This window comes from Tsukamurella sp. TY48, from assembly GCF_019656655.1.
GTDB classification, from domain to species: Bacteria; Actinomycetota; Actinomycetes; order Mycobacteriales; family Mycobacteriaceae; genus Tsukamurella; species Tsukamurella strandjordii.
Genome location: NZ_BPMV01000001.1, coordinates 1,194,520 through 1,219,218, shown reverse-complemented (window position 1 = coordinate 1,219,218; position 24,699 = coordinate 1,194,520). Strand labels below are relative to the sequence as shown.

The 24,699-nt window shown below is 70.7% G+C and carries 26 protein-coding genes; 22 read left to right on the top strand and 4 right to left on the bottom strand.

The genetic code is table 11. From position 1 onward, the window contains the following. The first annotated feature begins 3 nt into the window (after positions 1 to 3). The 9 genes from TTY48_RS05980 (at position 4) to TTY48_RS05940 (ending at position 7,812) form a co-directional block, all read left to right on the top strand. The gene (locus TTY48_RS05980) at positions 4 to 963 is read left to right on the top strand and encodes a Ppx/GppA phosphatase family protein (RefSeq protein ID WP_220656631.1); all 960 of its coding nucleotides are present in this window, start codon (positions 4 to 6) and stop codon (positions 961 to 963) included. A gap of 170 nt (positions 964 to 1,133) precedes the next feature. Beyond that, the gene (locus tag TTY48_RS05975) at positions 1,134 to 2,327 is read left to right on the top strand and encodes a hypothetical protein (protein WP_220656630.1); all 1,194 of its coding nucleotides are present in this window, start codon (positions 1,134 to 1,136) and stop codon (positions 2,325 to 2,327) included. 17 nt (positions 2,328 to 2,344) lie between these two features. Beyond that, a complete protein-coding gene (locus TTY48_RS05970; RefSeq protein WP_220656629.1) occupies positions 2,345 to 3,187 on the top strand; it encodes a sugar phosphate isomerase/epimerase in 843 nt (280 codons plus the stop codon). Positions 3,188 to 3,218: 31 nt separating this feature from the next. Continuing rightward, positions 3,219 to 4,049, top strand: coding sequence for a thioesterase family protein (locus TTY48_RS05965; protein ID WP_220656628.1), 831 nt, complete (start codon positions 3,219 to 3,221; stop codon positions 4,047 to 4,049). Between the two features lie 10 nt (positions 4,050 to 4,059). Continuing rightward, complete coding sequence (proC, locus tag TTY48_RS05960) at positions 4,060 to 4,875, top strand: pyrroline-5-carboxylate reductase (protein ID WP_220656627.1); 816 nt, start codon at positions 4,060 to 4,062, stop codon at positions 4,873 to 4,875. A gap of 128 nt (positions 4,876 to 5,003) precedes the next feature. After that, positions 5,004 to 5,246 carry a helix-turn-helix domain-containing protein gene (locus tag TTY48_RS05955; RefSeq protein ID WP_220656626.1) on the top strand — a complete coding sequence of 81 codons (243 nt, stop codon included), beginning with the start codon at positions 5,004 to 5,006 and terminating at the stop codon, positions 5,244 to 5,246. Between the two features lie 187 nt (positions 5,247 to 5,433). Beyond that, on the top strand, positions 5,434 to 5,535 hold the full coding sequence (locus tag TTY48_RS05950) for a 30S ribosomal protein bS22 (protein WP_003402602.1): 102 nt from the start codon (positions 5,434 to 5,436) through the stop codon (positions 5,533 to 5,535). Between the two features lie 108 nt (positions 5,536 to 5,643). Then, positions 5,644 to 6,729 carry an NAD-dependent epimerase/dehydratase family protein gene (locus tag TTY48_RS05945; protein WP_220656625.1) on the top strand — a complete coding sequence of 362 codons (1,086 nt, stop codon included), beginning with the start codon at positions 5,644 to 5,646 and terminating at the stop codon, positions 6,727 to 6,729. A gap of 15 nt (positions 6,730 to 6,744) precedes the next feature. Next, positions 6,745 to 7,812: a lysophospholipid acyltransferase family protein gene (locus TTY48_RS05940; RefSeq protein ID WP_220656624.1), complete on the top strand. Its 1,068-nt coding sequence runs from the start codon at positions 6,745 to 6,747 to the stop codon at positions 7,810 to 7,812. A 177-nt stretch (positions 7,813 to 7,989) separates the two neighbouring features. Here the strand turns inward: TTY48_RS05940 and TTY48_RS05935 are convergent, their stop codons facing one another. Then, on the bottom strand, positions 7,990 to 8,877 hold the full coding sequence (locus TTY48_RS05935; protein WP_220656623.1) for an HAD family phosphatase: 888 nt from the start codon (positions 8,875 to 8,877) through the stop codon (positions 7,990 to 7,992). Positions 8,878 to 8,953: 76 nt separating this feature from the next. Between TTY48_RS05935 and TTY48_RS05930 the strand changes: the two genes are divergently transcribed. The 8 genes from TTY48_RS05930 (at position 8,954) to TTY48_RS05895 (ending at position 16,565) form a co-directional block, all read left to right on the top strand. After that, positions 8,954 to 9,220: a glutaredoxin family protein gene (locus TTY48_RS05930; protein WP_220656622.1), complete on the top strand. Its 267-nt coding sequence runs from the start codon at positions 8,954 to 8,956 to the stop codon at positions 9,218 to 9,220. A gap of 139 nt (positions 9,221 to 9,359) precedes the next feature. Continuing rightward, positions 9,360 to 10,697 (top strand): glutamyl-tRNA reductase, encoded by a 1,338-nt coding sequence (locus tag TTY48_RS05925; protein WP_220656621.1) that lies wholly within the window; start codon positions 9,360 to 9,362, stop codon positions 10,695 to 10,697. Further along, on the top strand, positions 10,690 to 11,634 hold the full coding sequence (gene hemC / locus TTY48_RS05920) for a hydroxymethylbilane synthase (RefSeq protein ID WP_255585523.1): 945 nt from the start codon (positions 10,690 to 10,692) through the stop codon (positions 11,632 to 11,634). Before TTY48_RS05925 ends, hemC begins: the two co-directional genes overlap by 8 nt. Positions 11,635 to 11,727: 93 nt before the next feature. Next, positions 11,728 to 13,434, top strand: coding sequence for a bifunctional uroporphyrinogen-III C-methyltransferase/uroporphyrinogen-III synthase (locus tag TTY48_RS05915; RefSeq protein ID WP_255585521.1), 1,707 nt, complete (start codon positions 11,728 to 11,730; stop codon positions 13,432 to 13,434). A 47-nt stretch (positions 13,435 to 13,481) separates the two neighbouring features. Next, entirely contained in the window at positions 13,482 to 14,474 is a 993-nt protein-coding gene (hemB, locus tag TTY48_RS05910; protein WP_220656620.1) for a porphobilinogen synthase, read from the top strand. Beyond that, positions 14,471 to 15,061 carry a hypothetical protein gene (locus TTY48_RS05905; RefSeq protein WP_220656619.1) on the top strand — a complete coding sequence of 197 codons (591 nt, stop codon included), beginning with the start codon at positions 14,471 to 14,473 and terminating at the stop codon, positions 15,059 to 15,061. Before hemB ends, TTY48_RS05905 begins: the two co-directional genes overlap by 4 nt. Continuing rightward, complete coding sequence (locus tag TTY48_RS05900; protein WP_220656618.1) at positions 15,058 to 15,531, top strand: DUF3093 family protein; 474 nt, start codon at positions 15,058 to 15,060, stop codon at positions 15,529 to 15,531. Before TTY48_RS05905 ends, TTY48_RS05900 begins: the two co-directional genes overlap by 4 nt. A 182-nt stretch (positions 15,532 to 15,713) precedes the next feature. Next, positions 15,714 to 16,565 carry an endonuclease domain-containing protein gene (locus TTY48_RS05895; RefSeq protein WP_220656617.1) on the top strand — a complete coding sequence of 284 codons (852 nt, stop codon included), beginning with the start codon at positions 15,714 to 15,716 and terminating at the stop codon, positions 16,563 to 16,565. 57 nt (positions 16,566 to 16,622) lie between these two features. Here TTY48_RS05895 and TTY48_RS05890 read toward each other — a convergent pair whose 3' ends face one another. Further along, positions 16,623 to 17,102: an NUDIX domain-containing protein gene (locus tag TTY48_RS05890; RefSeq protein WP_220656616.1), complete on the bottom strand. Its 480-nt coding sequence runs from the start codon at positions 17,100 to 17,102 to the stop codon at positions 16,623 to 16,625. 94 nt (positions 17,103 to 17,196) lie between these two features. Between TTY48_RS05890 and TTY48_RS05885 the strand changes: the two genes are divergently transcribed. The 5 genes from TTY48_RS05885 (at position 17,197) to TTY48_RS05865 (ending at position 22,086) form a co-directional block, all read left to right on the top strand. Next, a complete protein-coding gene (locus tag TTY48_RS05885) occupies positions 17,197 to 17,403 on the top strand; it encodes a heavy-metal-associated domain-containing protein (RefSeq protein WP_220656615.1) in 207 nt (68 codons plus the stop codon). Between the two features lie 42 nt (positions 17,404 to 17,445). After that, positions 17,446 to 18,069: a hypothetical protein gene (locus TTY48_RS05880; protein WP_220656614.1), complete on the top strand. Its 624-nt coding sequence runs from the start codon at positions 17,446 to 17,448 to the stop codon at positions 18,067 to 18,069. A 279-nt stretch (positions 18,070 to 18,348) separates the two neighbouring features. Beyond that, on the top strand, positions 18,349 to 20,559 hold the full coding sequence (locus TTY48_RS05875; protein WP_220656613.1) for an MMPL family transporter: 2,211 nt from the start codon (positions 18,349 to 18,351) through the stop codon (positions 20,557 to 20,559). Continuing rightward, positions 20,560 to 21,249: a TetR/AcrR family transcriptional regulator gene (locus tag TTY48_RS05870; RefSeq protein WP_220656612.1), complete on the top strand. Its 690-nt coding sequence runs from the start codon at positions 20,560 to 20,562 to the stop codon at positions 21,247 to 21,249. Between the two features lie 27 nt (positions 21,250 to 21,276). Beyond that, a complete protein-coding gene (locus TTY48_RS05865) occupies positions 21,277 to 22,086 on the top strand; it encodes a DUF1266 domain-containing protein (RefSeq protein WP_220656611.1) in 810 nt (269 codons plus the stop codon). On the opposite strand, the gene TTY48_RS05860 is transcribed toward TTY48_RS05865, so the two are convergent. Continuing rightward, positions 22,075 to 22,698 (bottom strand): hypothetical protein, encoded by a 624-nt coding sequence (locus TTY48_RS05860; RefSeq protein WP_220656610.1) that lies wholly within the window; start codon positions 22,696 to 22,698, stop codon positions 22,075 to 22,077. The two genes, TTY48_RS05865 and TTY48_RS05860, sit on opposite strands and share 12 nt — an antisense overlap. Before the next feature lie 19 nt (positions 22,699 to 22,717). Beyond that, positions 22,718 to 24,682, bottom strand: coding sequence for an acyl-CoA dehydrogenase (locus tag TTY48_RS05855; protein ID WP_220656609.1), 1,965 nt, complete (start codon positions 24,680 to 24,682; stop codon positions 22,718 to 22,720). Positions 24,683 to 24,699 lie beyond the last annotated feature (17 nt).

The following is a 24,699-nucleotide window of genomic DNA, read 5'->3' as shown; positions in this document are numbered from 1 at the left end:
AGCGTGAGACTGGGAGTCCTCGATATCGGTTCGAATACCGTGCACCTGCTGGTGGTGGACGCCCATTGGGGCGCGCATCCCACCCCGATGAGTTCGACGAAGGCCACGCTGCGGCTGGCCGAGAAGATCGAACCCAGCGGCAGGCTCAGCCAGCTCGGGGAGGACTCACTGGTCTCGGCCGTGCAGGAGTTCACCACCATCGCGCGCAGCTCCGGCTGCTCCGAGGTGATGGCCTTCGCCACCTCCGCCGTCCGCGACGCCAGCAACACCGATTCGGTGCTCGCGCACGTCAAGGCCGCCAGCGGGGTCGACGTGGAGGTGCTCTCCGGCACCGACGAGTCCCGCCTCACCGCGCTCGCCGTGCGCCGCTGGTACGGCTGGAGCGTGGGCCGCGTGCTCAACATCGACATCGGCGGCGGCTCGCTGGAGATGAGCAACGGCGTCGACGAGGAGCCCGATGTCGCGCTCTCGCTGCCGCTCGGCGCCGGCCGCCTCACCCGCGAATGGCTCACCGAGGACCCGCCCGGCCGCCGCCGGGTGAACATGCTGCGCGACTGGCTCGACGCCGAGATCGCCCCGTCCGCCGCGCGCCTCGAAGCCGCCGGCACCCCCGACCTGGTGGCGGGAACGTCGAAGACGATGCGCACCCTCGCCCGCCTGACGGGTGCGGCACCGTCGTCCGCCGGACCGCGCGTCAAGCGCACCCTCACCGCCCGGGGCCTGAGCCAGCTCATCGCCTTCATCAGCCGGATGACGGTGGCCGACCGCAAGGAGCTCGACGGGCTCAGCTCCGACCGCGCGGGCCAGATCGTGGCCGGTGCGCTGGTCGCCGAGGCCGCCATGCGCGCGATGAAGGTGGAGCAGCTGGACATCTGCCCGTGGGCCCTGCGGGAGGGCGTGATCCTGCGCTACCTGGACACTCAGGCCGGTTTCACGCCCGAGAACGGCACCAAGTCGCACTGAAGCCGCGGCGACGGATCGTTGATCGCTGCGCGCGCCGCCGAAGGCCCGCGTGCACGAACACGTAGAATCTTCGGCAGACCCAGACAGGCGTGGGTGCGGATGGACAATCATCCGCGACCGCGTCGAGGTCCCCACCGGGACCCGGAACAGAGTCGAGGACGGTGACTTCAATGAGTGACGAGCAGAGCATCTCGGTTGCAGAACTGCTCGCCCGCAACGGCGGGTCCGCTGCTCCGGCCGGGGGCCGGCGGCGTCGGCACCGCGGTGGCGAGAACTCCATCACCGTCGCCGAGCTCACCGGCGAGATCCCCGTGGTGCGCGACGGTGCCCCGTCGGCCGAGGCCCCTTCGGCTGAGGCCCCGTCGGCCGAGGTCCCCTCGGCGCCCGCCGCTGCGGCCCCCGCGGCCGCGGCACCGTCCGCCCCCGTCGAGCAGCCTGCGCCCCAGGCCCCGGAGCCCCAGGCCCCGGCCGCCGAGCCGGTGCAGGCCCAGCCGCAGTGGCAGGCGCCGCGCGCGCCGCTGGCACCGGCGGCATCGGGTGAGGCCACCGACACCTTCGAGGCCGTCCACGACGAGCCCGAGGAGGAGCCCGCCAGCTCCGCCTCCCTCGCGCAGGCCGTCGCCGACACCGGCCGCTTCGAGGCGATCGACCCCGGCAACGTGGACGAGTACCCGATCGCGGCTCCCTCCGAGCCCGCTCCGGCAGCGCCGGCCGCCCCCGTCGAGGAGGTGCAGGACGAGGTCGTCGAGACCGTGCACACCACCGAGGGACACGCCGAGGTGAACCACGCCTGGTCGCAGTGGAGCGACGGCACCGCCCCCGGGATGGCCACCGCCGACTTCAACACCGCCCAGGTCCGCGAGCGCCAGGCGCGCCTGCAGGCCGAGGCCGCCGAGGCCCCGGCCGTCGAGACCCCCGAGGTGCCGACCGTCGCGCAGGCCGCCGCGGTGCCGGTGCCCGACACCGCCTCGCTGAGCGTGCAGCAGATCGGCGACGCCAAGGACGACACCCCCGACTTCCTCGCCGACGAGCCCGCACAGGACGTCGCCGAGAAGGACGGCGCCGATGTCGACGACGACGCCCCGCGCACGGGCCGCAGCTGGGCCCTGCTCATCGCCGAGGTGCTCGGCGGCGTGATCGCCGGCGCGGCCCTGTTCTACGGCTTCTACCAGCTGTGGAACTGGGGCGGCGGCACGTGGACGATCGGGCTCACGGTGGTGCTGGCCTTCGTGGTGATCATCGCGATCGTCACCTTCACGCACTACCTGCGCAAGACCACCGACTACGTGACCCTCGGCCTATCCCTGTTCGTGGGCCTGGTGATCACCTTCGGCCCGCTGCTGATGAGCCTGTCCCAGAGCTGACGCGTACCGTCGACGCTGTGAGCGGCATCGAGGTCGGCCTGTCGACGGCCTCGGTGTACCCCGAGAAGCTCGAAGCCGCGTTCCGGTACGCCGCCGAGACCGGGTACGACGGTGTCGAGCTCATGGTCTGGCACGAATCGGCCAGCCAGGACATCGCCCACGTCGCCGGGCTGTCCATGCGCTACGACGTGCCCGTGCTGTCGGTGCACGCCCCCTGCCTGCTGATCAGCCAGCGGGTGTGGGGGAGCGACCCGATGGCCAAGCTCGGCCGCGCGGTGACCGCCGCCGAGGACCTGGGCGCGCGCACCGTGGTGGTGCATCCCCCGTTCCGCTGGCAGCGTCGCTACGCCGAGCACTTCACCGATCTGGTGAACGAGCTCGAATCCGACAGTCACATCGAGATCGCCGTGGAGAACATGTTCCCGCTGCGGTTCGACGCCTTCTTCGCCAGCCGCGGCGAGACCGCCGAGCGACTGATGCGCCGCGCCAAGCCGGTGTCGGCGTTCGCGCCGTCGATCGACCCCACCGATGTCGGCTTCGCGCACTACACGCTCGACCTCTCGCACACCGCGACCGCGGGCGTCGACGCGCTGGAGATGCTGGACCGGATGGGCGGCGGCCTGAGCCACCTGCACCTCGCCGACGGCCTCGGCGCCCCCACCGACGAGCACCTGCTTCCCGGGCGGGGGAGCCAGCCCTGCGCCGAGGTGTGCCGTCGGCTGGCGGCCTCCGGGTTCGACGGGCACGTGATCCTGGAGATCGCGACGGGTTCGGCGAAGACCCCCGACGAGCGTCGTGCGATGCTCACGGAGGCGCTGGAGTTCGCGCGGGAGCACCTGCGCGTCGACTCCGCCGCCTGACGTCCAGTCGCATCGCCGAAGGAGCTTGACAATGGCATTGTTCGCCGACCTCGTCGCGGTGGAGCCCGCGCCCGGCGGATTCACCGCGGACATCGACCGCACCTGGTCGGTGGGGCGCAAGGTGCACGGCGGCGCACTGCTCGCGGTCCTCGCCTCCGCGGGACGGGCCGCCTACCTCGCCGACGGTGGCGAGGCCGGCGTGGAGCCGGTGGTGATCTCGGCCGAGTACCTCGGCGCACCCGACCCCGGCACCGTCGACCTGCGGACCGAGGTGATCAAGCGCGGGCGCACCACCTCGGTCGTGAACGTCCGCGCGGTGCAGGGCGACCGGACCTACGTGCAGGCCGCGGTGACGCTGGCCCGCCGGGACACGGGTGATGAGCGGTACGCCGAGCCCACGCCGCTCGACGGCATGCCGGCGACGCCGCCGTCGGACGCGCTGGCCTGGGACCCCGAGCACCCGGCGGCGAAGGTCTTCAAGGTGGGCCGGGTCGCCGAGGTGCGCTACGACCCCGCGACGCTGCCCGTGCTGCACGGCAAGACCGGCGCCGCCGAGACCCGCGGCTGGGTGCGGCTGCGCGAGGAGCCCGTCTCGGCGCTGTTCGCGCTGCTGGCGACCGATATCTCGCTCCCGGTGGTGGCGAACATCGGCCCCATCGGCTGGGCGCCCACGCTGACGCTCACCGCCGCGGTCCGCCGCGAACCCGTCCCGGGCTGGCTGCGGTTCCGCGCGTCCGCGCCGGTGGTGGGGCAGCAGTGGTTCGAGGAGGACCATCTCCTCGTGGACGAAGCGGGGCGCGTGGTGGCCTCGTCGCGCCAGCTGGCGATGGTGCCCGCGGCCGATCCCGGCCCGACGGCGTAAGGAGAAGGACATGACGGAGAACGTGACGATCGCGCTGATCGGCGGCGGCCGGATCGGCGAGGCCCTGCTCGGCGGCCTGGTGGCCGCGGGCCACGAGCCCGGCCGACTGGTGGTGGCGGAACCGCACGCCGGGCGCGGCGCCGAACTGACCGAGCGCTACGGGGTGCGGACGGTGACCGGGATCGCCGACGCGGTCGACGGTGCCGGCCTCGTGGTGATCGCCGTGAAGCCCGACGTGGTGGCGGCGGTCCTGCCCGAGGTGAAGGGTGCGCTGGCTCCCGGCGCGGTGGTGGCGTCGGTGGCGGCCGGGGTGCCGACCGCCGCCTACGAGGCGGCGCTGCCCCCGGGGACGCCGGTGGTGCGGGTGATGCCGAACACGGCGATGCTCGTCGGACGGTCGATGAGCGGGATCTCCGGCGGACGGGACGCCACGGAGGCCGACGTGGCCCTCGTGCGCGGCGTCATGGAGGCCGTGGGCCAGACCCTCGTGCTGCCCGAATCGAAGCTGGACGCGCTCACCGCACTGTCCGGGTCCGGGCCCGCGTACGTCTTCCTCGTGGCCGAGGCGATGATCGACGCGGGGGTGGATCTGGGCCTCACCCGCGACCAGGCCACCATCCTCGCGACACAGACGATCGCGGGCGCAGGTGCACTAATGGTTGAGACTTCTACGTCGCCGGTCGAGCTTCGGGCGGCAGTGACCTCTCCGGGGGGTACAACGGCCGCCGCGATCCGGACTCTGGAGAAAAACGGCCTCCGACCTGCGTTTTACGATGCGACGAGGGCCTGTGCGGAGCGTTCGGCGGAGCTCGGGAAGCTCTCCTAGAAGCTTCGGTTAGCTCACTCCCGTCGCATTATTCCCATTGGTACCGCTAAGCTGCTCGAAGCACGTGCGTGTCAGGTCCGCCGGAGGGGAAGCCGGCGGCGCGACATGTGCCGGAGGTTAGGGATTACATGGCGTCTGCAAACAAGAACAGCAAGCCCGCCGAGATCGGCGCAACGGCTCAGCCCGCTGCTGCCGGTTCCTCGTTCCTGACGGTGGCCGAAGTGGCCACCTTGATGCGGGTCTCGAAGATGACGGTGTACCGCCTGGTGCACAACGGTGAGCTCCCGGCGGTCCGCGTCGGCCGCTCGTTCCGCGTGCACGAGAAGGCCGTGCACGATTACCTTCAGACCTCGTTCTTCGACGCCGGATAGCCCGTCGCGGGCCCTGAGCCCGTGCGGTGGCCTCGCGGGCGGATCGACGCCCGAGTCCCGGGTGGATTTCGCGTGCGTCGAGGCTACGGGTAGAGTGGAAGCCTGTTGCGTGTAACGCGGGCGTGTCCGTCCGCCCGCCGCGCCGAAGAAAACTTCAGTCACATCGATAGAGAGACGTGAGGAACCCATGGGTTCAGTGATCAAGAAGCGCCGCAAGCGCATGTCGAAGAAGAAGCACCGCAAGCTGCTCCGCCGCACCCGCGTGCAGCGTAGGAAACTCGGCAAATAAGCGCCACGGCGGCTTGGGATCGACTGTTCCACGGCCTCCGCGTCACAATCTCGAAAGAACCCGCCCGGTACCGGACGGGTTCTTTCGTGTTCCGGTTACCCTTCAGTAATGAGTGATTCGGCCACCGCAGGACCCACGGGGCCGCGTGTCGTCATGGTGACGGGCGCGTCCACCTTCCTCGGTGGGTATTTGGTGCGCCGGCTCGCCCAGCGTCCGGACATCGAGCGCGTGATCGGTGTGGACGCCGTGCCGCCCACCAAGGCGATGCACCGCCGGATGGAACCCGCCGAGTTCATCCGCGTCGACTACCGCAGCCACATCTTCGGCAAGATCATGGCCACCAACGAGGTGGACACGGTGGTGCACGGCGCCACCTCGGTGATCGACAACCACTTCCCGTCGGCCTCCACCAAGGACGCGATCGTCTTCGGGTCGATGCGGGTGTTCGCCGCCTGCCAGAAGTCCGAGACCGTCAAGCGCGTGGTCATGCGGTCGTCCACGCAGGTCTACGGCTCGCGGCCGCGCAACGCCGCGCTGCTCACCGAGGACCTGGTGAGCGGGATGGCCGCCAACGGGCACCCGCGCGATCTGCTGGACGCCGAGGCCTACGCCCGCAGCATGGCCCGCCGCCGTTCCGATCTGGACCTCACGATCCTGCGCATGGCGCCCATCCTGGGGCCGAACATCGAGACGCTGCTGCGCTCGCTGTTCGAGCGGCCCATGGTGCCCTCGATCCTGGGCCGCGACGCCCGGCTGCAGCTGCTGCACCAGGACGACGCCCTCGGCGCCCTGGAGCACGCCGTGGTGGCCGGCCGTCCCGGCACGTTCAACATCGCCGGCGACGGTGCCATTTCGATGTCGCAGGCCATCCGGCTGGCCGGGCGAGTGCCGATCCCGGTGCTGCGATCGACCTTCGGGCCCACCGTCTCCGCCATCCGCGGCCGCGGCGGCGCCAACGACAACCGGGTGCAGTTGGACTTCCTGACCTACGGGAACGCCTTCGACACCGCGCGGATGCGCGACGAACTCGGCTTCACTCCGCGCTTCACCACCCGGCAGGCAATGGAAGACATCACGCGCCACGGGCCGATAGAACCTACAATCGGGGTGGACTCGATCCTGGCGGTGGAACAGCGGGTGGCCTCACTGGCCCGGCGGTTCGCCGGGATCGATGCACGAGTACGGCACGGCTAGGCGGTAGGGAAGCAGATGACGAACGCTTCAGGCTCACAGCACGCGAAGGTGCTGCAGTTGCCCGTGTCCATCGACACCCAGCGCGCCGGCCGCGAGCGGGCGCAGCAGCGGCACCCGTCGTCGCTCACCGGCGGACCGGCCACCGAAGCACGGTCCGGCAGCGCCACCGTGCACGCCCTCAACCCCGAGTTCATGCCCGAGCCGCCGCAGCCCGCCGAGCCCGGGGCCGGGTGGCGCGAGCGTGCCGCCGAGTCCGTGATCGACGGTGCCGCCTTCGTTCGCGAGCGGCTCACCGGCGACTACGACATCGATCGCTTCGGCTTCGACCCGCACCTCACGGATGCGGTCTTCCTGCCGGCGCTGCGTCCCGTGTACGACAAGTGGTTCCGGGTGGACACCTCCGGTGCCGAGAACCTGCCCCGCGAGGGTGGCGCGCTGCTGGTGGCCAACCACTCCGGCGTGATCCCGCTGGACGGCCTGATGACCTCGGTGGCCGTGCACGACAACCATCCCGACGACCGGCACCTGCGGCTGCTGGCCGCCGATCTGGCCTTCGAGTACCCGGTGATCGGTGAGGTGGCGCGCAAGCTGGGCGCCACCGTCGCCTGCAACGCCGACGCCGAATCCCTGCTCACCCAGGGCGAACTGGTGGCTGTGTGGCCCGAGGGTTTCAAGGGCATCGGCAAGCTGTACCGGGATCGGTACAAGCTGCAGCGGTTCGGACGCGGCGGCTTCGTGACCGCCGCGATCAAGGCGCAGGTCCCGATCATCCCGGTGTCCATCGTGGGCGCCGAGGAGACCTACCCGATGCTGGCCGATGTGAAGCCGATCGCCCGGCTGCTGGGCCTGCCCTACGCGCCGATCACGCCGCTGTTCCCGTGGCTCGGCCCGCTGGGCATGGTGCCGCTGCCGTCCAAGTGGCACATCGAGTTCGGCGAGCCCATCCCCACGGACACCTACGCCGAGGCGGATGCCGACGATCCGATGGTGGTCTTCGAGCTCACCGACAACGTGCGCGAGACCATCCAGCAGTCGCTGTACCGCATCCTCGCCCGCCGGAAGAACATCTTCCAGGACTTCTGATCCCGCGGCTGCTCCCGGAGAGGAGCAGATTCAACGGCAGGTGCACCGTCGAGACTGCGGAAATATCCGCGACAGCGGCCCTCGGCGTACCGAATCGCAGTTTCGACGGCGGGACCGGGCGGGTATGCAGAACCTGCATAACGCGCGAGAACGGCCACACCCCTCGGCGGGGCGGAATCAGTTGTCGCTGAAGTGCTTGATCAGCGCGGCGGCGCCGCCGACGGCCACGCCCACGCCCAACGCGGTGGGGACGCCGATCTTCGCGGCCTTGCGGCCGGTGCGGTAGTCGCGGATCTCCCAGCCCCGCACCCGCGCCACCTCACGCAGATCCGAATCGGGGTTGATGGCCACGGCCGTGCCGCACAGCGAGAGCATCGGCACGTCGTTGTGGGAATCGCTGTAGGCGGTGCAGCGCTTGAGGTTCAGGCCCTCCCGGATCGCCAGCGACCGGACGGCGTGCGCCTTGCCCAGGCCGTGCAGGATGTCGCCCACGAGCTTGCCGGTGAACACCCCGTCCTGCGATTCGGCGACGGTGCCGAGCGCGCCGGTGAGCCCCAGCCGGTCGGCGATGGTCTGCGCCAGCTCCACCGGGGTGGCGGTCACCAGCCACACCTGCTGGCCGGCATCGAGGTGCATCTGCGCCAGCGCGCGGGTGCCGGGCCAGATCTTGTCGGCGATGATCTCGTCGTAGATCTCCTCGCCGACGGCCTTGAGCTCCTCGGTGGACCGGCCGGCGATGAAGGACAGCGCCTTCTCGCGGCCGGCGGCCACGTCGTCGCTGTTCTCCTTGCCGGTGAGCCGGAACTTGGCCTGCGCCCAGATCGCCGACGCCAGATCGGAGTAGCTGAAGTAGTTGCGTGCCGCGAGGCCGCGAGCGAAGTGCACGATGGACGCGCCCTGGACCATGGTGTTGTCCACGTCGAAGAACGCCGCCGCGGTGAGATCGGGTGGAACCGCCCCCTCTTCGCGGCCCTCCTTCTCGAGCAGCAGGGAATGGGCGGCGTCGGCACTCGCCTCGCCCGCCTCGCTCTGCCGAATCTCTTCGGCGCTGGCCTGGTCTGACACTGGCCACCTCCCACTCGCGACTGATGTCTCTCAACCTTAGCGGCGCGCGCCGAGCGCCGGGTGGGACACTCGACACATGGCAGCGTTTCCCACCGTCACCCTGCTCACCCGCGAGGGCTGCGGCATGTGCGCCCGCGCCCACGAGGAGCTCACCGAGCTCCTCGCGGAGCTCGCGCGCGATCAGCGCACCGTCGAATACCTGCAGGTGGACGTCGACGCCCCCGGCAACAACGAGCTGCGCGCCGAATACGGCGACATGCTGCCGGTGGTGCTGCTCGACGGTGAGCAGCACAGCTACTGGGAGGTCGACGCGGCGCGGCTGCGCGCCGATCTCGCGGCGTGAACGCCCGTTAACACCGGGCGTGGGGGATAGGTAAGCCTGCGCGCGTTTTCCCTCAGCGGCCGATCGGGGGTACCGTGCAGGTAACGGGACAAACTACGTTCTGTAGTTCCCGCGTGAGTTCTGCGAAGGAGCAGTCAGGGTGTCGGTTCTGCTGTTCGGCGCGTCGCACCGCAGCGCGCCGGTGTCGGTCCTTGAGCGATTGGCTATCACCGAGACCGATCGCCCCAAGGTGCTGGCGCAGCTCATGGAGTCGCCCCACATCGACGAGGTCATGGTGGTCACCACCTGCAACCGCGTGGAGATCTACGCCGTCGTCGAGGCCTTCCACCCCGCGCTCGAGGCCGTCTCCGACGTCCTCTCGCAGCGCTCCGGGCTCACCATCAACGATCTGAGCAAGCACGCCTTCGTCCGGTACTCCGAGGCGGCCGTGCAGCACCTGTTCTCGGTGGCCAGCGGCCTCGACTCGATGGTCGTGGGGGAGCAGCAGATCCTCGGCCAGATCCGCGGCGCCTACGCCGCCTCCGACGAGCATCAGGTGGCCGGCCGCGTCATCCATGACCTGGCGCAGCGCGCCCTGCACGTGGGCAAGCGGGTGCACACCGACACCGGCATCGACAAGGCCGGCGCCTCGGTGGTCTCCGTGGCCCTGGACCGCGCTCGCGCCGTGCTCGCCCCGCAGGGCGCCGACATCGGCCGCGCCCTCGTCGTGGGCGCCGGGGCGATGGGCGGCCTCGCCGTGGCGCACCTGGCCCGCGCGGGAGCCGCCGACGTCACCGTCGCCAACCGCACGCAGGACAAGGCCGACCGCCTCGCCCAGGCCGCCCTCGACGGTGGCGTCGCCGCCGCCCGCGGCGTGGCCATGGACGACCTCGTGGTGGCCCTCGCCGACGCCGATGTGCTGATCGCGTGCACCGGCGCCGTCGGCAGCGTCGTGAGCCTCGCGGACGTGCACTCCGCGCTGGCGCAGCGCACCGTCGACACCGATCTCGTGGTGTGCGATCTGGGCCTGCCCCGCGATGTGGATCCCGCCGTGGCCGGGCTGCCCGGCGTCACCGTGATCGACATCGACGCGCTCTCCCGCGAGCCCGATACCCAGGCCGCCGAGGAGGACGCCGAGAAGGCGCGCCGGATCGTCCTCGACGAGCTGGCCGAGTACCTCTCGGCGCAACGCTCGGCCGAGGTGACCCCCACCGTCACGGCGCTGCGTCGCCGCGCGGCCGAGGTGGTGGAAGCCGAACTGCTGCGCCTGGATTCGCGTCTGCCGGGCCTCGAGGGAACCGACCGTGACGAGGTGGCGCAGACGGTGCGCCGCGTCGTCGACAAGCTCCTGCACGCCCCCACGGTGCGCGTGAAGCAGCTCGCCGCCACCCCGGGCGGCGACTCGTACGCCGAGGCGCTGCGCGAGCTGTTCGAACTCAAGCCGGGCGCCACGGGCGCCGTCTCCGCAACCGAAGGATCCGACGAGCGAAGTGTCTGACTCCGACACCCTGCCGAACCCGCTCCGCATCGGTACGCGTGGCTCGCTGCTGGCCACCACGCAGGCCGGTACCGTGCGCGACGCCCTGATCGCCGCCGGGCACCCCGCCGAGCTGGTCATCGTGACCACGCCGGGTGACCTCAGCTCCGACCCTGTGGAGAAGATCGGCGTCGGCGTCTTCACCTCCGCGCTGCGCGATGCGCTGGCGAACGACGAGGTCGACGTGGCCGTGCACTCCTACAAGGACCTGCCGACGGCCCCCGACGATCGGCTCGTGCTGGCCGCCGTGCCGCCCCGTGAGGACTCCCGCGACGCCCTCGTGGCCCGCGACGGCATGGTGCTCGGTGAGCTGCCCGCGGGCGCCGTGATCGGCACCTCCAGCCCGCGCCGGGCGACGCAGCTTACAGCACTGGGTCTGGGTTTGGAAATCCGCCCCCTACGAGGCAATCTTGATTCTCGGTTACGCAAAGTCGCGGATGGCGAACTCGACGCGATCGTGGTCGCACTCGCCGGACTCAAGCGAATCGGTCGCCATAACGAGGTGACGGAGGCGCTCGACCCGGTGCAGATGCTTCCGGCGCCCGCCCAGGGCGCGCTCGCCGTGGAGTGCCGCCGAGGCGATGCGAAGCTGCAGTCCGTGCTCTCGGAGCTCGACGATCACTGGACTCGCGCGGCGGTCACCGCCGAACGAGCCCTGCTCGCCGAACTGGAAGCCGGCTGCACCGCGCCCGTCGGTGCGATCGCGGAAGTCGTCGAGTCCCTCGACGACGACGGTCGGATCTTCGAGGAGCTGTCACTGCGCGGCATCGCGCTCGCGGCAGACGGCTCCGATTCGGTCCGAGCCTCCGCTGTCGGTCCGGTGGGCGACGCCGGCGCGCTGGGCATCGCGCTGGCACGGGAGCTGCTCGACCTGGGCGCACGCGAACTGCTCGCGTAGCACCTCGAACGAGCGCCCTGCCCGCAGCGCGCACGCGGTCTTAGGTCACGGCCGCGCGCACGCACCGCTAACAGGACTACTGGGAGCCGATACATGAGCCGCACTGCACAGTCCGCGAAGGCAGCCGACGCCGACACGGTGTCCAGCCGCCCCGCCGCCGCGAAGGTGAGCAAGCCCGCGCGGGGTAAGGCCGCCGCGCCGGGACGCATCACCTTCGTGGGTTCCGGCCCGGGCGACCCCGGACTGCTCACCCTGCGTGCACAGCAGACTATCGCGCAGGCGCGCACCGTCTACACGGACCCCGACGTTCCGGCCGCCGTGCTGGAACTGGTGGGCGTGGAGCTGCCGGCCGAGCCCGTCGAGGCCGACGGTGACGCCGCCGACGCCGATACCGCGAAGGGCCGCAAGGCCGAGCCCGCCTTCCGCAACCCCGCCACCGTCGCGCCCGCGCTGGGCGAGCCGGCCGAGGTCGCCAAGACCCTGCTCACGCAGGCCCGGCACGGCCAGGACGTGGTGCGGCTGGTGGCCGGCGATCCGATGTCCTCGGACGCCGTGCTCGCCGAGATCCACGCCGTGGCCCGCACCCAGATCGCCTTCGAGGTGATCCCGGGCCTGTCGACCGCCACCGCCGTGCCCGCCTACGCCGGAATGGCGCTGGGGTCGGCGCACACCGTCGCCGATGTGCGCGGTGAGGTGGACTGGGCGGCGCTCGCCGCGGCCCCGTCGCCCCTGGTGCTGGGCGCGACCGCCGAGCACCTCGCCGACGCCGCCTCCGCGCTGGTGGAGAACGGCCTGGCCCCGCAGACCCCGGTCGCGGTCACCACCCAGGGCTCGACCTGCAAGCAGAAGACCCTGGACGCCACCCTGGCCACGCTCAACGAGGTCGCCGCCGGCCTGCCGGGCGCGCTGGTGGTCACCGTGGGCAAGGTCGTGGGAACCCGCAACAAACTCTCCTGGTGGGAGTCGCGCGCCCTGTACGGCTGGACCGTGCTGGTGCCCCGCACCAAGGATCAGGCCGCCGACATGTCGAACCGCCTGCGCGGTCACGGCGCCATCCCGATGGAGGTCCCGACCATCGCGGTCGAGCCCCCGCGCAGCCCCGCCCAGATGGAGCGGGCCGTGAAGGGCCTCGTCGACGGCCGCTACCAGTGGGTGGTCTTCACCTCCACGAACGCCGTGCGCGCCGTGTGGGAGAAGTTCATCGAGTTCGGCCTGGACGCCCGCGCCTTCTCCGGTGTGAAGATCGCCTGCGTGGGCGAGCAGACCGCCGCCAAGGTGCGCGCCTTCGGCATCGAGCCCGAGCTGCTGCCCACGGGCGAGCAGTCGAGCCTCGGCATGCTCGAGGTCTTCCCGCCCTTCGACGACGTCTTCGATCCGGTCAACCGGGTGCTGTTGCCGCGCGCCGATATCGCCACCGAGACCCTCGCCGAGGGCCTGCGCGACCGCGGCTGGGAGATCGACGATGTGACGGCGTACCGCACGGTGCGCGCCGCGCCGCCCCCGGCCTCGACCCGCGAGATGATCAAGACCGGCGATTTCGACGCGGTCTGCTTCACCTCGAGCTCCACGGTGCGCAACCTGGTGGGCATCGCGGGCAAGCCGCACTCGCGCACCATCGTGGCGTGCATCGGCCCGAAGACGGCCGAGACCGCGATCGAGTTCGGCCTGCGCGTGGACGTGCAGCCGGAGACCGCGTCGGTGGAGGACCTCGTCGAGGCCCTGGCCGCGCACGCCTCCCGGCTCCGCGCCGAGGGCACGCTGCCCCCGCCGCGCAAGAAGCCGCGCCGCTCGCGGTCCTAGCTGCGGCCCGCGCACTCCGCTTCCCGCGCCGAACGTAGGCTGGTGGCATGAGTTTCCCGCAGGTGCGGCCGCGACGGCTGCGCACCACGCCCGCCGTCCGCAGGTTGGTCGCCGAGGTCTCGCTGGAGCCCCGGCAGCTGGTGTTGCCGATGTTCGTCCGGGACGGGATCGACGCCGCGGTGCCGATCTCGTCGATGCCGGGCGTGCTCCAGCACACCACGGATTCGCTGCGTGCCGCGGCCGAGGAGGCCGTCCGCGCCGGTGTGGGCGGGCTGATGCTGTTCGGTGTGCCCGACGATGCCGATAAGGACGCCGAGGGCAGCGCCTCCTGGGATCCCGACGGTGTGCTCAACCGGGCGCTGCGGGTGCTCCGCGAGGACCTGGGCGATGCGACGGTGCTGATGGCCGACACCTGCCTGGACGAGTTCACCGATCACGGTCACTGCGGCGTGCTCGATGAGCGGGGCCGGGTGGACAACGACGCCACGCTGGAGCGGTACGCCCTGATGGGGGTCGCGCAGGCCGAGGCGGGCGCCCACATGCTCGGACCGTCGGGGATGATGGACGGCCAGATCGGCGTGCTCCGCGAATCGCTCGACGCCGCCGGGCACGAGGACGTCTCGCTGTTCGCGTACACCGCGAAGTACGCCTCCGCGTTCTACGGCCCGTTCCGCGAGGCCGTCGGCTCGTCGCTGGAGGGCGATCGCCGCACCTATCAGCAGGACGCCGCGAACCGCCGGGAATCGCTGCGCGAGTTGGAACTCGACCTGGCGGAGGGCGCCGACCTGGTGATGGTCAAGCCCGCCATGAGCTACCTGGACGTGCTCTCCGATGTGGCCGCCGTCTCGCCCGTTCCCGTTGCCGCCTACCAGATCTCGGGCGAGTACGCGATGATCACCGCGGCCGCGCAGAACGGCTGGATCGACCGTGACGCCGCGGTCCGCGAGTCGCTGCTGTCGATCCGCCGCGCCGGCGCCGACATCGTGCTCAGCTACTGGGCCGTCGAGGCGGCCCAGCGGATCGCGCGGGGTCAGTGGTGACGGGGCCGCAGCAGGGTCCGCAGCAGGGCGGCTGGCCCGGCCCGGTGTGGCCCGGTCCAGGCCCGCAGCCGCCGAGCTGGCCCGGTCCGCCGCCCGCGCCGAAGCCCGAGCGCGGCCCGCGGCCCGACGATGTGACGCTGTCGGTGCAGCTGTGGATCTTCGTGATCATCGCCTCCGTGGTGGCCCGCGTCGCCGAGGCCTTCTCCGTGCGCGGCTCCACCGAACTGCGCCGGGCCTACGACGAGGCCCGCAAGACCGAGGGCTTCAACCTGGACAAGTCGCCGGGGCTGGAGACCTTCGAGAAGTTCGACACCACGCTGTTCGTCATGGCGCTGGTGATCACCGCGCTGGTCGCGATCGGCGTGGCGGTCCTGGTGTACCTGAATTGGCTCGGCCAGTCCTGGACGCGGGTGGCGCTGCAGCTGGTCGCGGGATTCGTGGTGATGCTGGGGATCTGGGCCTTCCAGACCGATCAGGCGACGGTGGCGGTGCCGTCGATCCTGGCCGCCGTCGCCGTGGTGGGCGCGGTGATCGCAGGTAACTCCCGGGAGGCGCTGGCCTACTTCAAGCCCGGGACCGCCGCGTGAGCGAGCTGTACTCCGAGCGCGGACTGTCCCGCGTGTGGCTCTTCATCGCGCCCGTCTTCACCGTCGCGATGATCGTGACGCAGGGCGTGCTCATCGGCCGCTGGGGTGACTGGTGGATGTGGCTGCTGCTGGGCGCGCTGGCCCAGCTGTTCGTCTGGCTGCAGGTGACGGCGGGGCGCACCCACATCAGCGTCGCTCTGACCGCGGAGGAACTGCGCTGCGGCGACGAGACGATCCCGGTCGCGGAGATCGCCGAGATCCTCCCCGGGAAGACGCCCGATCACCCCAAGAAGGCCACGCCGGAGGACTTCCCGGCGTGGAGCTCCGCCCGCACCATGGGCAAACTGGCGGCGGTCCCGCGGCGCCGCTACGGCGTGGGCCTGAAGCTGACCGACGGATCCACCGTGCAGGCGTGGGCGCGCAACGATTACGCCCTGCGGGCGGCGCTCGAACCGCTGCTCACGCGGTAGCGTTCCGGCGCTTCACGAATTCGGCTTCAACTCGATGACGCGGCCGAATACGGGGGTGTGACCTCGTAGAACACGACATCGTGAGCGGTGCCCGTCCACAGCGATGGGTATGAAACCGCCTTTTCTCCACAGCGGAGTTCCAGGGACGAGGTGCGCGGAGGAGCGGGCGGCACGATCGGGAAATGGACACTCTCGATCTGATCGCCCGGCACGCGGATGGCGGCGTCATCTCCCGCCGGCGGCTGCTCGGACTCGGCGCCGATCCGGTCGAGATCAGCAGGCTGCGCCATGCCGGGGCTTTCACCGTGATCCGTCCCGGGTGGTACGCGACATCGACAGCTCGCCCGCAGGTGGTCGCCGCTGTTCGTGCGTTCGCGACGGTGACATGTGTCTCGGCGCTGGCCTTCACGCCGGTGTGGGTGCCACCCGATCGGCGTGTGCATCTGCGGTGGCCGGCGCATCGGGTCGCTCGCGGGGCGCCGTGCCGCGCGCACCGTCCGCTCGCCACTCCCGTTCGGGCGGTCGACCCGTTGCCCCTTGCGCTGCAGTGCGCCGCGAACTGTCTTGCGCCGGACTACCTGGTCGCCGTCCTCGACTCCACGCTCAGGATGCCCCGGCCCTACTCGATCGGTGATCTGCGGCAGTGTTTCGACGGTGCCCCACGCCGGGTGTCCGCGCTTCTGGATGCGCTCGATCCGATGGCGGGATCCGGCACCGAGTCCATCGTGCGGTTCCGGCTGCGACGCGCGCACATGGGCGTGCGGACTCAGGTGCAGATCGCTCACGTGGGGCGGGTCGACCTGCTGGTCGGCGACAAGCTGATCATCGAGTGCGACAGCCGAGCCCACCACAACGACGAGCAGCGCCGGGCGGACAATCGCCGGGACCGGGCAGCGACCCTGGGCGACTACCGCGTGCTGCGGATCGACTACGCCGATGTGATGTTCGATTGGGACGCGGTGTTCGCGGAGATCACCGCGATCGTGCGCACGGGGAGGCACCGGGGCCGGACTCGCTTCACGAATTCGGGCTGAGCGGGGCCACGGCGGCAGATGTGTCTGCGTGCGCCTTCAGAACCCGAATTCGTGAGGTCAGGGCTGCCAGGTGGGGTGGGTGTCGCCGCGCAGGGCGGAGAGGCCGCGGCGGATGCGCTCGGTCTGCCGGACGGACATCGGTGGCAGCGCCTCGGGGGAGAACCAGGCGATCTCCAGCGACTCGTCGTCGGCGACGTGCGCCTCGCCGGAGCGGTAGCGGCACAGGTACAGCAGCGTGAGGTACTGCGCCACATCGCCGTTGGGATAGGTGACCGGCTCGTCGGTGCGTACCGACAGCAGGTCGAGGACCTCGGCCTCCACCCCGGCCTCCTCGCGGATCTCCCGCACGATGGCCTCGGCGGGCTGCTCGCCGGGTTCGAGGATGCCGGCGATCGACGCCCACTCGCCGGTATCGGCGCGGCGGCCCAGCAGGACTTCGCCGGCCTCGTTGACCACCACGGCCGCGACGCCGGGGAGCCAGAGCAGGTCGGTGCCGATCTTGGTGCGGATGCTGCGGACGTACTCGGGGATGGGCATGGCCCCAGCGTAGTTGCTAGATACCCCTAGGGGGTATACCTTCGAGGGTGGAGCGCGCGACGATGGAGGTTCGCGGCCGACGAAGGAGACAACCATGGCAGTCGAGACCACCTACACCGTGACCGGCATGACCTGCGGGCACTGCGCGTCCTCGGTGCGCGAGGAGATCTCGGAGATCGGCGGCGTCACGGGCGTCGACGTGAACGTCGAGACCGGCGCCGTCACCGTCGCCAGCGAGGGGGAGCTGACCCGCGACCAGGTGGAGGCGGCCGTCAAGGAGGCCGGCTACACGCTGGTCTGAGCGGTGCACGGAAACCGCCGCCGCACCCTTTACGGTTGAGACATGTCTGAGCAGGGTTTCGGGGACTTCGAGTTCGAGCGCAAGTTCTTCGTGTCCGAGGTCCCCGAGGCCGCTGCGCTGGACCCCTCTCCCACGCTGATCGTGCAGGCCTACCTCTTCGCCGCCGACGGCTACGCCGTGCGCGTGCGAGTGCAGGGACCCGCGCCGGCGGAACTGACCGACGATCCGGGCGCGCTGGTCGACGCGCTGGGCACGGTGACCACCGGGACGATGGCCGCGAAGGGGCCCGCCGTGGCCGGCACCCGGTACGAGGCCGAGCGCGAGCTGGATCCGATGGTGGCCGGTCAGATCGTGCGCCGCGCCGAGCACGTGGTCGCCAAGGTCCGCTATTCCATGTGGCTCGGCGAGGACGGTTGGATCGTCGACGATTTCCTCGGCGCCAATGCGCCGCTGGTGATGGCCGAGGTGGAGCGCGGCGGCCCCGTGACCGATCTCGCCATCCCGGACTTCTGCGTGACCGAGGTGTCGGAGGACGACCGGTTCCGCAACGAGTACCTCGCCCACGTTCCGTTCGGCGACTGGGCGGAGCCCTACCGCCGCGAACTCGCGCTGCTGGGGCCCCGATTCATGCACTCGCTCGGCGAGAACCGGCTCGGCGGGGTCTGAGGGCGTCGTACCCGGTGAACCGCTCACCCCATTCCAGCAAGCGGGTCACCGGGCTCCTTCCGCGCACCGCGCGGGGTGCGAGGAGTTTGCCCGGTTGAACCATCGCATATCAACCGCGGCTCCTGTAGATGGGAAGCCGAGTTGTGATGAAACAGTGACCGTGCTAGCCCGCCCGGTGTGAACTGCCTCTCATTCCCGGTGCCGGGCGGTTGACGGCCCAGACTTATCGACGTTAACTTAACGGCGATAACACAACTGGTTCGTCGAAGGAGCCGACCCATGATCGACGCCGTCACGCGGTTCGTCGCCCGCCGGGCCCGCCTCGTGCTCGTCCTGGCCATCGTCATCCTCGCGGGCCTCGGACTCGCGGGCGCGGGCGTGGCCGATCGGCTGCAGGCCGGCGGCTACGTCGACCCGCAGGCCGAGGCCATGCGGACCTACGACCGGATGAGCGGCGACTTCCATCGCGGCGGACTGCCCCTGGTGCTCGCCGTCGCCGTCCCCGAGGGCCAGACCCTCACCGACGGTGCCGCCGCCGGGCCCGCCACCGCGCACGCCCGTGCGGTGATCGACACGCTCCGGGGCGACGACCGGGTGGAGAGCGTGGTCGACGGATTCTCCACACCCACCCCCATGCTGCTCAGCGAGGACAAGCGCACCGCCCTGATCGTGGCCTCCATCGCCGGCGGTGAATCGAAGGCGCCGAAGAACTCGAAGGAGATCGTCGATTCGCTTCCCGCCCCGCCGGATTCGGTGACCGTCACCGCGGGCGGCCAGGGCTACAGCTACAACCAGATCAACGAGCAGTCCTCGCGCGACCTGCTGATCGCGGAGGCCGTCGCCATCCCGATCACCTTCCTCGTGCTGGTCTGGGTGTTCGGCGGCCTCATCGCCGCCGCGATCCCGGTGCTGATCGGCATCGCCGCGATCATCGCGACCACCGGAATCCTGCGCGCCTTCACTGATTTCACCGATGTCTCGATCTTCGCGCTGAACCTCACCACCGCCATGGGTCTCGCGTTGGCCATCGACTACACGCTGCTCGTGCTCAGCCGCTACCGCGAGGAGGTGATCGCCGGACGGCTGAGCGGCGACGATCCGGACACCCTGCGCGCGCAAGCCCTGCGCCGCACCATGAACACCGCGGGACGCACCGTGATCTTCTCCGCCGTGATCGTGGGTCTCTCGCTGGCCGCGATGGCGATCTTCCCGATGTACTTCCTGCGGTCCTTCGCCTACGCCGGTGTGGCGGTGGTGCTCTTCGCGGCACTGGCGACGCTGATCCTCACGCCCGCGATCCTCACCGTGCTCGGCGACCGCGTGGACGCCCTGCGGATCGGCCGCACCCGCACCGAACCGGATCCGCAGGCCAGCCTCTTCTACCGGATCACCCGCCTCGTGCTGAGCCGGGCCATCCCCGTCGGCGTGGCCCTCACCGCACTCCTCGTCCTCCTCGGAACCCCCTTTCTCAGCATCCATTTCGGATTCCCCGACGATCGGGTGCTGCCGACATCGGCGTCCTCGCACCAGGTGGGCGACACCATCCGCTCGGACTTCGCCGAGGACGCGGCCGGCCAGGTCACGGTGGTGCTCACCACCCCGGTGGACGACGGTGCCGTCTCCGACTACGCCACCCGGCTCTCGCGGGTCGAGGCCACCGGCGCCGTCGTCGCGCCGACCGGCACGTACCTGCGCGGCGATCGCGTGGCCGAGGGCGACCCCACCGCCCGCGCCGCGAACGGCACCACCCTGTTCACGGTGTCGTCCACGCTGGACCCGCTGTCCGCGGACGCATCCGACCAGCTCGACCGGCTGCACGAGGTCCCGGCGCCCACCGAAGCCTCGTTCGGCGGCTCCGCCCAGCTCAACCGCGACTCGGTGCAGTCCATCCTGGACACGCTGCCCACGGTGCTGTTGGTGATCGCCGCGACCACGTTCATCCTGCTGTTCCTGCTCACCGGCAGCGTGATCCTGCCGCTCAAGGCGCTGGTGATGAACGTGATCTCGCTGGCCGCCGTGTTCGGCGCGCTCGTGGCGATCTTCCAGTGGGGCTGGATCGGTGGTCTCGGCACCACCGTGACCGGGGCGATCATCGCCAACATGCCGGTGCTCATGTTCTGCATCGCCTTCGGCCTGTCCATGGACTACGAGGTCTTCCTGCTCTCGCGGATCAAGGAGTTCTGGGACCACTCGCCGGTCCAGGACCGGGACGCCAACGACGAGGCCGTCGCCATGGGGATCGCGCGCACGGGGCGGGTGGTGACCGCCGCGGCGCTGCTCATGGCGATCGTCTTCGCGGCCATCGGCTTCGCCGGTGTCTCCTTCATGAAGATGTTCGGCGTGGGCATGATGATCGCGGTACTGTTGGACGCCACCATCATCCGCATGCTTCTGGTACCCGCGTTCATGAGAGTGGCGGGAACGTGGAACTGGTGGGCACCGGCGCCGCTGCGGCGCCTGCACGATCGAATCGGCTTGCGGGAGTCCTAGATGACGGCGGAGAAGCGACGGCGTTCCAAGCGCGGTGACGGTGAGCGTCTGGGCACCGATATCCTCGACGCCGCAACGGATCTGCTGATCGAGACGGGCAACGCCGAGGCGGTGTCGATCCGCGCCGTCGCGAACCGCGTGGGCGTCACGCCACCGTCGATCTACCTGCACTACGCCGATAAAGAGGCGCTGCTCACCGCCGTGGTCGCCCGGTACCTCGGGCAACTCGACGAGGAGATGACCGCCGCCGAGGCGGATGCCGCGACGCCGCTCGACGCCGCCCGCGCCCAGGGCCTCGCCTTCGTGCGGTTCGCGCTCGCCACGCCCGAGCTGTACCGGCTCGCGGCGATGACACCCTCGGACTCCGCCTCCGATGTGGACACCGTGCTCAACGCCGCCGCGTTCAGCCATCTCGAGGACACCGTGCGCCGGCTGCAGGACGAGGGCTACTACCCGCCCGGCGATCCGCGACCCATCGCACTGCAGATGCTCACGATCGTGCACGGCGTGGCCTCGCTCCTCGTGGCCAAACCCTTCCTGCCCTGGGGCGACCCGATCGAGTACGCCGACCGGCTGATCGGCGGCGCCTGCCTCGGCATCGCGCTCACCACAGGCCTGGACGAGCTGCCCGCCGGCGCCGATGCGCTCGCGACCGTGCGCGCCCTGCGCGCCCACATCGACGAGCGATAGCGCCACCCGGATCGCTACCCTGAGTCCATGACCGAGCGTCCCGCGGTGAGCCTGTGGCCGAGCACCGACAAACGCGCCGAGTACCGCTGGACCGGCGAACCGATCGCCGACGACCGGCTGCGTGCACTCGCCCTCGGCGCCTACGTCGACCGCGATGCGCACTACGTCGACAGCATCCGCCGCGACTGCCTGCACCACCCGAGCGACCCCACCGGATGCGCCGCGGCGGCGCTGTCGGACTCCTGGGGGATCACCAGCGCGGTCGACCTGCGGCGCACCGTCGCCCGGCTGCTGGACGGGATGCACACCGCCGAGTACGAGGAGGTCTACCCGCTCGCCGAGAAGGCCGGCGCCGCCGTGCGCGACGGGCGACAGCTCCCGGCGCCGCACTCCCGCGACGACCACCGCCGCTTCCTCGCGGTGCGCGAGACGGTCCTCGGGCGCACCCCCGGATCGCTGCTCACCGCCTACGAGGCCGTGTACCGGCTGTTCGCGATGAACCTGGTCACGCACCTCACCGCCGATAAGTACCTGCCGCGGCACATCCGGTCCTGGGACCTGGCCCGCGTGCCGATCGTGGTCCGCTCGGCCGTCACCGTGGGGATGATCGCCGAGGACGAGGGCTGGGAGCTGCTGTCCGCCGCGCTGCGCCGGGCGCAGGACGAGTACCACGACTGGGAGATGTTCTCTGACGGGATCCTGGCCGGCCGCGCCTACTGGCTGGCGCTCGGCGATATCGCCGAGGTCGAACCGGAGGAGAAGCGGCTCTCCCGGGTGATCCACGACCTGTTCGAGGCACCGTCGAGCCCGTGGCGCAGGGTGTCGCTACATCCCTGACCAGCCGGGCTCCGCCGGCGGATCGGCGGCGGCCACACCGAAGACGGCGGCCATCCGCGCAGCCATCTCGGACTCCGGCACCGTGCCCGCGTCGATCTGCGCGCGCAGCGCGGTGTAGGCCTCGAACTGTCCCTCGATCTCGCTGCCGCGCACCGGTTCCGGCGACGGGGCAGGGGAGAGCGGCAGCCTGCTGCGTGCCCACCAGAGCATGTCCAGGAAGCGGTAGTACCAGACGTCCGAGCGCACCCATACCGAGTAGTGGCCGGTGCGATCGACGATCTTCACCCGCACCAGATCGTCCTTGGTCTCCTGCTTCGAGACCCCGATCACCGTGCCCAGCGGCATCTCGTACACCGCGGGCTCCGGCTTGCCGACGGCGCGCAGCAGCCGCCGGTCGGTGACGATCAGCGTGTGCCAGCCCGCATCGGCCTCCAGCCAGATGTCGAACGCGCCGAGCACCAGCTCGTCCTCGCCGATCACCGCGAGCAGCCGACGGTCACCGTCGGGCAGTTCCGGCATCTGCCGGAACCAGTGGAAGGCCGCCTTGATGTCCGGACGGTCCCGCGTGGCCGGGCCGTAGCTCGGCCGCGCGGGCACCTCGGGCTCGGTCATACCGACAGGATAGTGCCGGTCAGGGCGCGGCGACGCTGTTGGCCGGGTTGAGCATCGGCACGTCCAGCGCCACGGCGGGGATGCCGAAGGCGTCCACGAGCGACTCCGCGATCGGACGCGCCTTGCCGCACAGCTCGTTGACGCCGCGGCGGATGGCCTTGGCCCGCTCCACCGAGACCTGGCGGTGCATCAGGTACCAGCCCAGATCGCGCTCCAGCAGCGAGTACACGTACAGGTTGCGCATCAGCTTGAGCGCATCGCGGGTCTCGCGGTCGGTCACATCGGTGATCACGTCCACGAAGGTCTCCAGCACTATGCGCTCGATGTGCGCCTCGCCCACCTTGATCAGGTGGTCCTGGGTCTCGGTGAACACCTCGAGCGGGTCCTCGTCGGGGTCCTTCGCGCGGCGCATCCGGTCGGCGGCGGTGCGCAGCAGGTGGTTCTCCCGGTTGCGCAGCAGGCGCAACTGGGTGCCCGGGTGCGTGAGGTCGCTCTCCTCGGTGTCCTCGTTCGAATCGTCGAGGAGCGTTTGCACCACCTGGCGCGCGGCGGTCTTCTCCAGCACCACATCGCGGGCCATCTCGGCGACGAAACGCACCCAGCCCACGGCGTCGAGGCCCTGGACGTCGGCGGCGTACGCGGTGAGCTGCTCCTTGGCCACCAGCTGGGTGAGCACCAGGTTGTCGCCCTCGAAGGTGGTGAAGACGTCGATATCGCCGCGCAGCAGGGGAAGCCGGTTCTCCGACATGTAGCCGGCGCCGCCGCAGGCCTCGCGGGCCGCGCTGATGGCGTCCGAGGCCAGGCGCGTGTGCCCGGCCTTGATCCCGGCGGCCTTGCCCTCGATCTCGCGGCTGTAATCCGGGTCGATCGTCGCGGGATCGGCGGTCTGCAACTCGTGCAGCTCGGCGGTCAGCTCGTTCTGCGCCAAAGCGAAGGCGTAGGCCCGCGCCACCAGCGGCAGCAGGCGGCGCTGATGGGTGCGGTAGTCGAGCAGCAGCAACTCGCCCTCGCCGCCCGGCGCGTCGAACTGGCGCCGCACCAGCGCGTACTTGGTGGCCAGCGTGATGCCCAGGCGGCCGGCGGCACCCGCCGCCGCACCCACCGTGACCCGGCCGCGGATCAGCGTGCCGAGCATCGTGAAGAACCGGCGGTTATCGGATTCGATGGGGCTGGAATAGGTTCCGTCCTCAGCGACGTCCGCGTAGCGGTTCAGCAGATCGGCGCGCGGGATCCGGACGCGATCGAAGACGATGCGGCCGTTGTCCACGCCCGGCAGGCCGCCCTTGTAGCCGCAGTCGGAGGTGGTGACGCCGGGCAGGTCCTCGCCGTTCTCGTCGCGGATCGGCACCACGAAGCAGTGCACGCCGCGGCCCACCGGCTCCTCGCCCGGACCGCCCGTGATCAGCTGTGCGAACACGGAGGCGTACCGGGCGTGCTTGCCCGCGCCGCCGATGTAGTCCTTGCGGGCGCTGGAAGTGGGGGAGTGGATCTCGAACTCGCCGGTCTCGGGCAGGTAGGTGGCGGTGGTCTCCAGCTCCTGCACGTTCGAGCCGTGCCCCGTCTCCGTCATGGCGAAACAGCCGAGGACGTCCAGGTCGATCAGCCCGCGCACGTACTTGTCGTGGTGGTACTGGGTGCCCAGGTTCTCCACGGCGCCGCCGAACAGGCCCCACTGCACGCCCGCCTTGACCATGAGCGACAGGTCGCCGTAGCCCAGCGTCTCGATCGCGGTGACCGCGGCGCCCACATCGCCGGTACCGCCGTGTTCGGGGCGGAAACCGTCGGCCGGGAAGCCCAGCGGCACCATTTCTTTCATCTGTCCGAGCACCAGTTCGCGGTACTCGTCCAGGCTCAGGCCCGCGCGGGGGACCACGCCCTGGTCCTGGATCTGTCGCCGGACCACGTCCCTCGTCTCGGCCCACCGGCCGTCGAGGATCGCGCGCAGCGCTGCGGTCAGTTCGGGAGACGGTGCCGGATTCGTCATGTTTCCGACACTACCGG

Bases quoted from the DNA above. Each gene is read 5' to 3' on its own strand.
- TTY48_RS05975 (WP_220656630.1), top strand. From the start codon at position 1,134: ATGAGTGACGAGCAGAGCATCTCGGTTGCAGAACTGCTCGCCCGCAAC.
- TTY48_RS05965 (WP_220656628.1), top strand. From the start codon at position 3,219: ATGGCATTGTTCGCCGACCTCGTCGCGGTGGAGCCCGCGCCCGGCGGA.
- proC (WP_220656627.1), top strand. From the start codon at position 4,060: ATGACGGAGAACGTGACGATCGCGCTGATCGGCGGCGGCCGGATCGGC.
- TTY48_RS05955 (WP_220656626.1), top strand. From the start codon at position 5,004: ATGGCGTCTGCAAACAAGAACAGCAAGCCCGCCGAGATCGGCGCAACG.
- TTY48_RS05950 (WP_003402602.1), top strand. From the start codon at position 5,434: ATGGGTTCAGTGATCAAGAAGCGCCGCAAGCGCATGTCGAAGAAGAAG.
- TTY48_RS05945 (WP_220656625.1), top strand. From the start codon at position 5,644: ATGAGTGATTCGGCCACCGCAGGACCCACGGGGCCGCGTGTCGTCATG.
- TTY48_RS05940 (WP_220656624.1), top strand. From the start codon at position 6,745: ATGACGAACGCTTCAGGCTCACAGCACGCGAAGGTGCTGCAGTTGCCC.
- TTY48_RS05930 (WP_220656622.1), top strand. From the start codon at position 8,954: ATGGCAGCGTTTCCCACCGTCACCCTGCTCACCCGCGAGGGCTGCGGC.
- TTY48_RS05915 (WP_255585521.1), top strand. From the start codon at position 11,728: ATGAGCCGCACTGCACAGTCCGCGAAGGCAGCCGACGCCGACACGGTG.
- hemB (WP_220656620.1), top strand. From the start codon at position 13,482: ATGAGTTTCCCGCAGGTGCGGCCGCGACGGCTGCGCACCACGCCCGCC.
- TTY48_RS05895 (WP_220656617.1), top strand. From the start codon at position 15,714: ATGGACACTCTCGATCTGATCGCCCGGCACGCGGATGGCGGCGTCATC.
- TTY48_RS05890 (WP_220656616.1), bottom strand. From the start codon at position 17,102: ATGCCCATCCCCGAGTACGTCCGCAGCATCCGCACCAAGATCGGCACC.
- TTY48_RS05885 (WP_220656615.1), top strand. From the start codon at position 17,197: ATGGCAGTCGAGACCACCTACACCGTGACCGGCATGACCTGCGGGCAC.
- TTY48_RS05880 (WP_220656614.1), top strand. From the start codon at position 17,446: ATGTCTGAGCAGGGTTTCGGGGACTTCGAGTTCGAGCGCAAGTTCTTC.
- TTY48_RS05875 (WP_220656613.1), top strand. From the start codon at position 18,349: ATGATCGACGCCGTCACGCGGTTCGTCGCCCGCCGGGCCCGCCTCGTG.
- TTY48_RS05870 (WP_220656612.1), top strand. From the start codon at position 20,560: ATGACGGCGGAGAAGCGACGGCGTTCCAAGCGCGGTGACGGTGAGCGT.
- TTY48_RS05865 (WP_220656611.1), top strand. From the start codon at position 21,277: ATGACCGAGCGTCCCGCGGTGAGCCTGTGGCCGAGCACCGACAAACGC.
- TTY48_RS05860 (WP_220656610.1), bottom strand. From the start codon at position 22,698: ATGACCGAGCCCGAGGTGCCCGCGCGGCCGAGCTACGGCCCGGCCACG.
- TTY48_RS05855 (WP_220656609.1), bottom strand. From the start codon at position 24,682: ATGACGAATCCGGCACCGTCTCCCGAACTGACCGCAGCGCTGCGCGCG.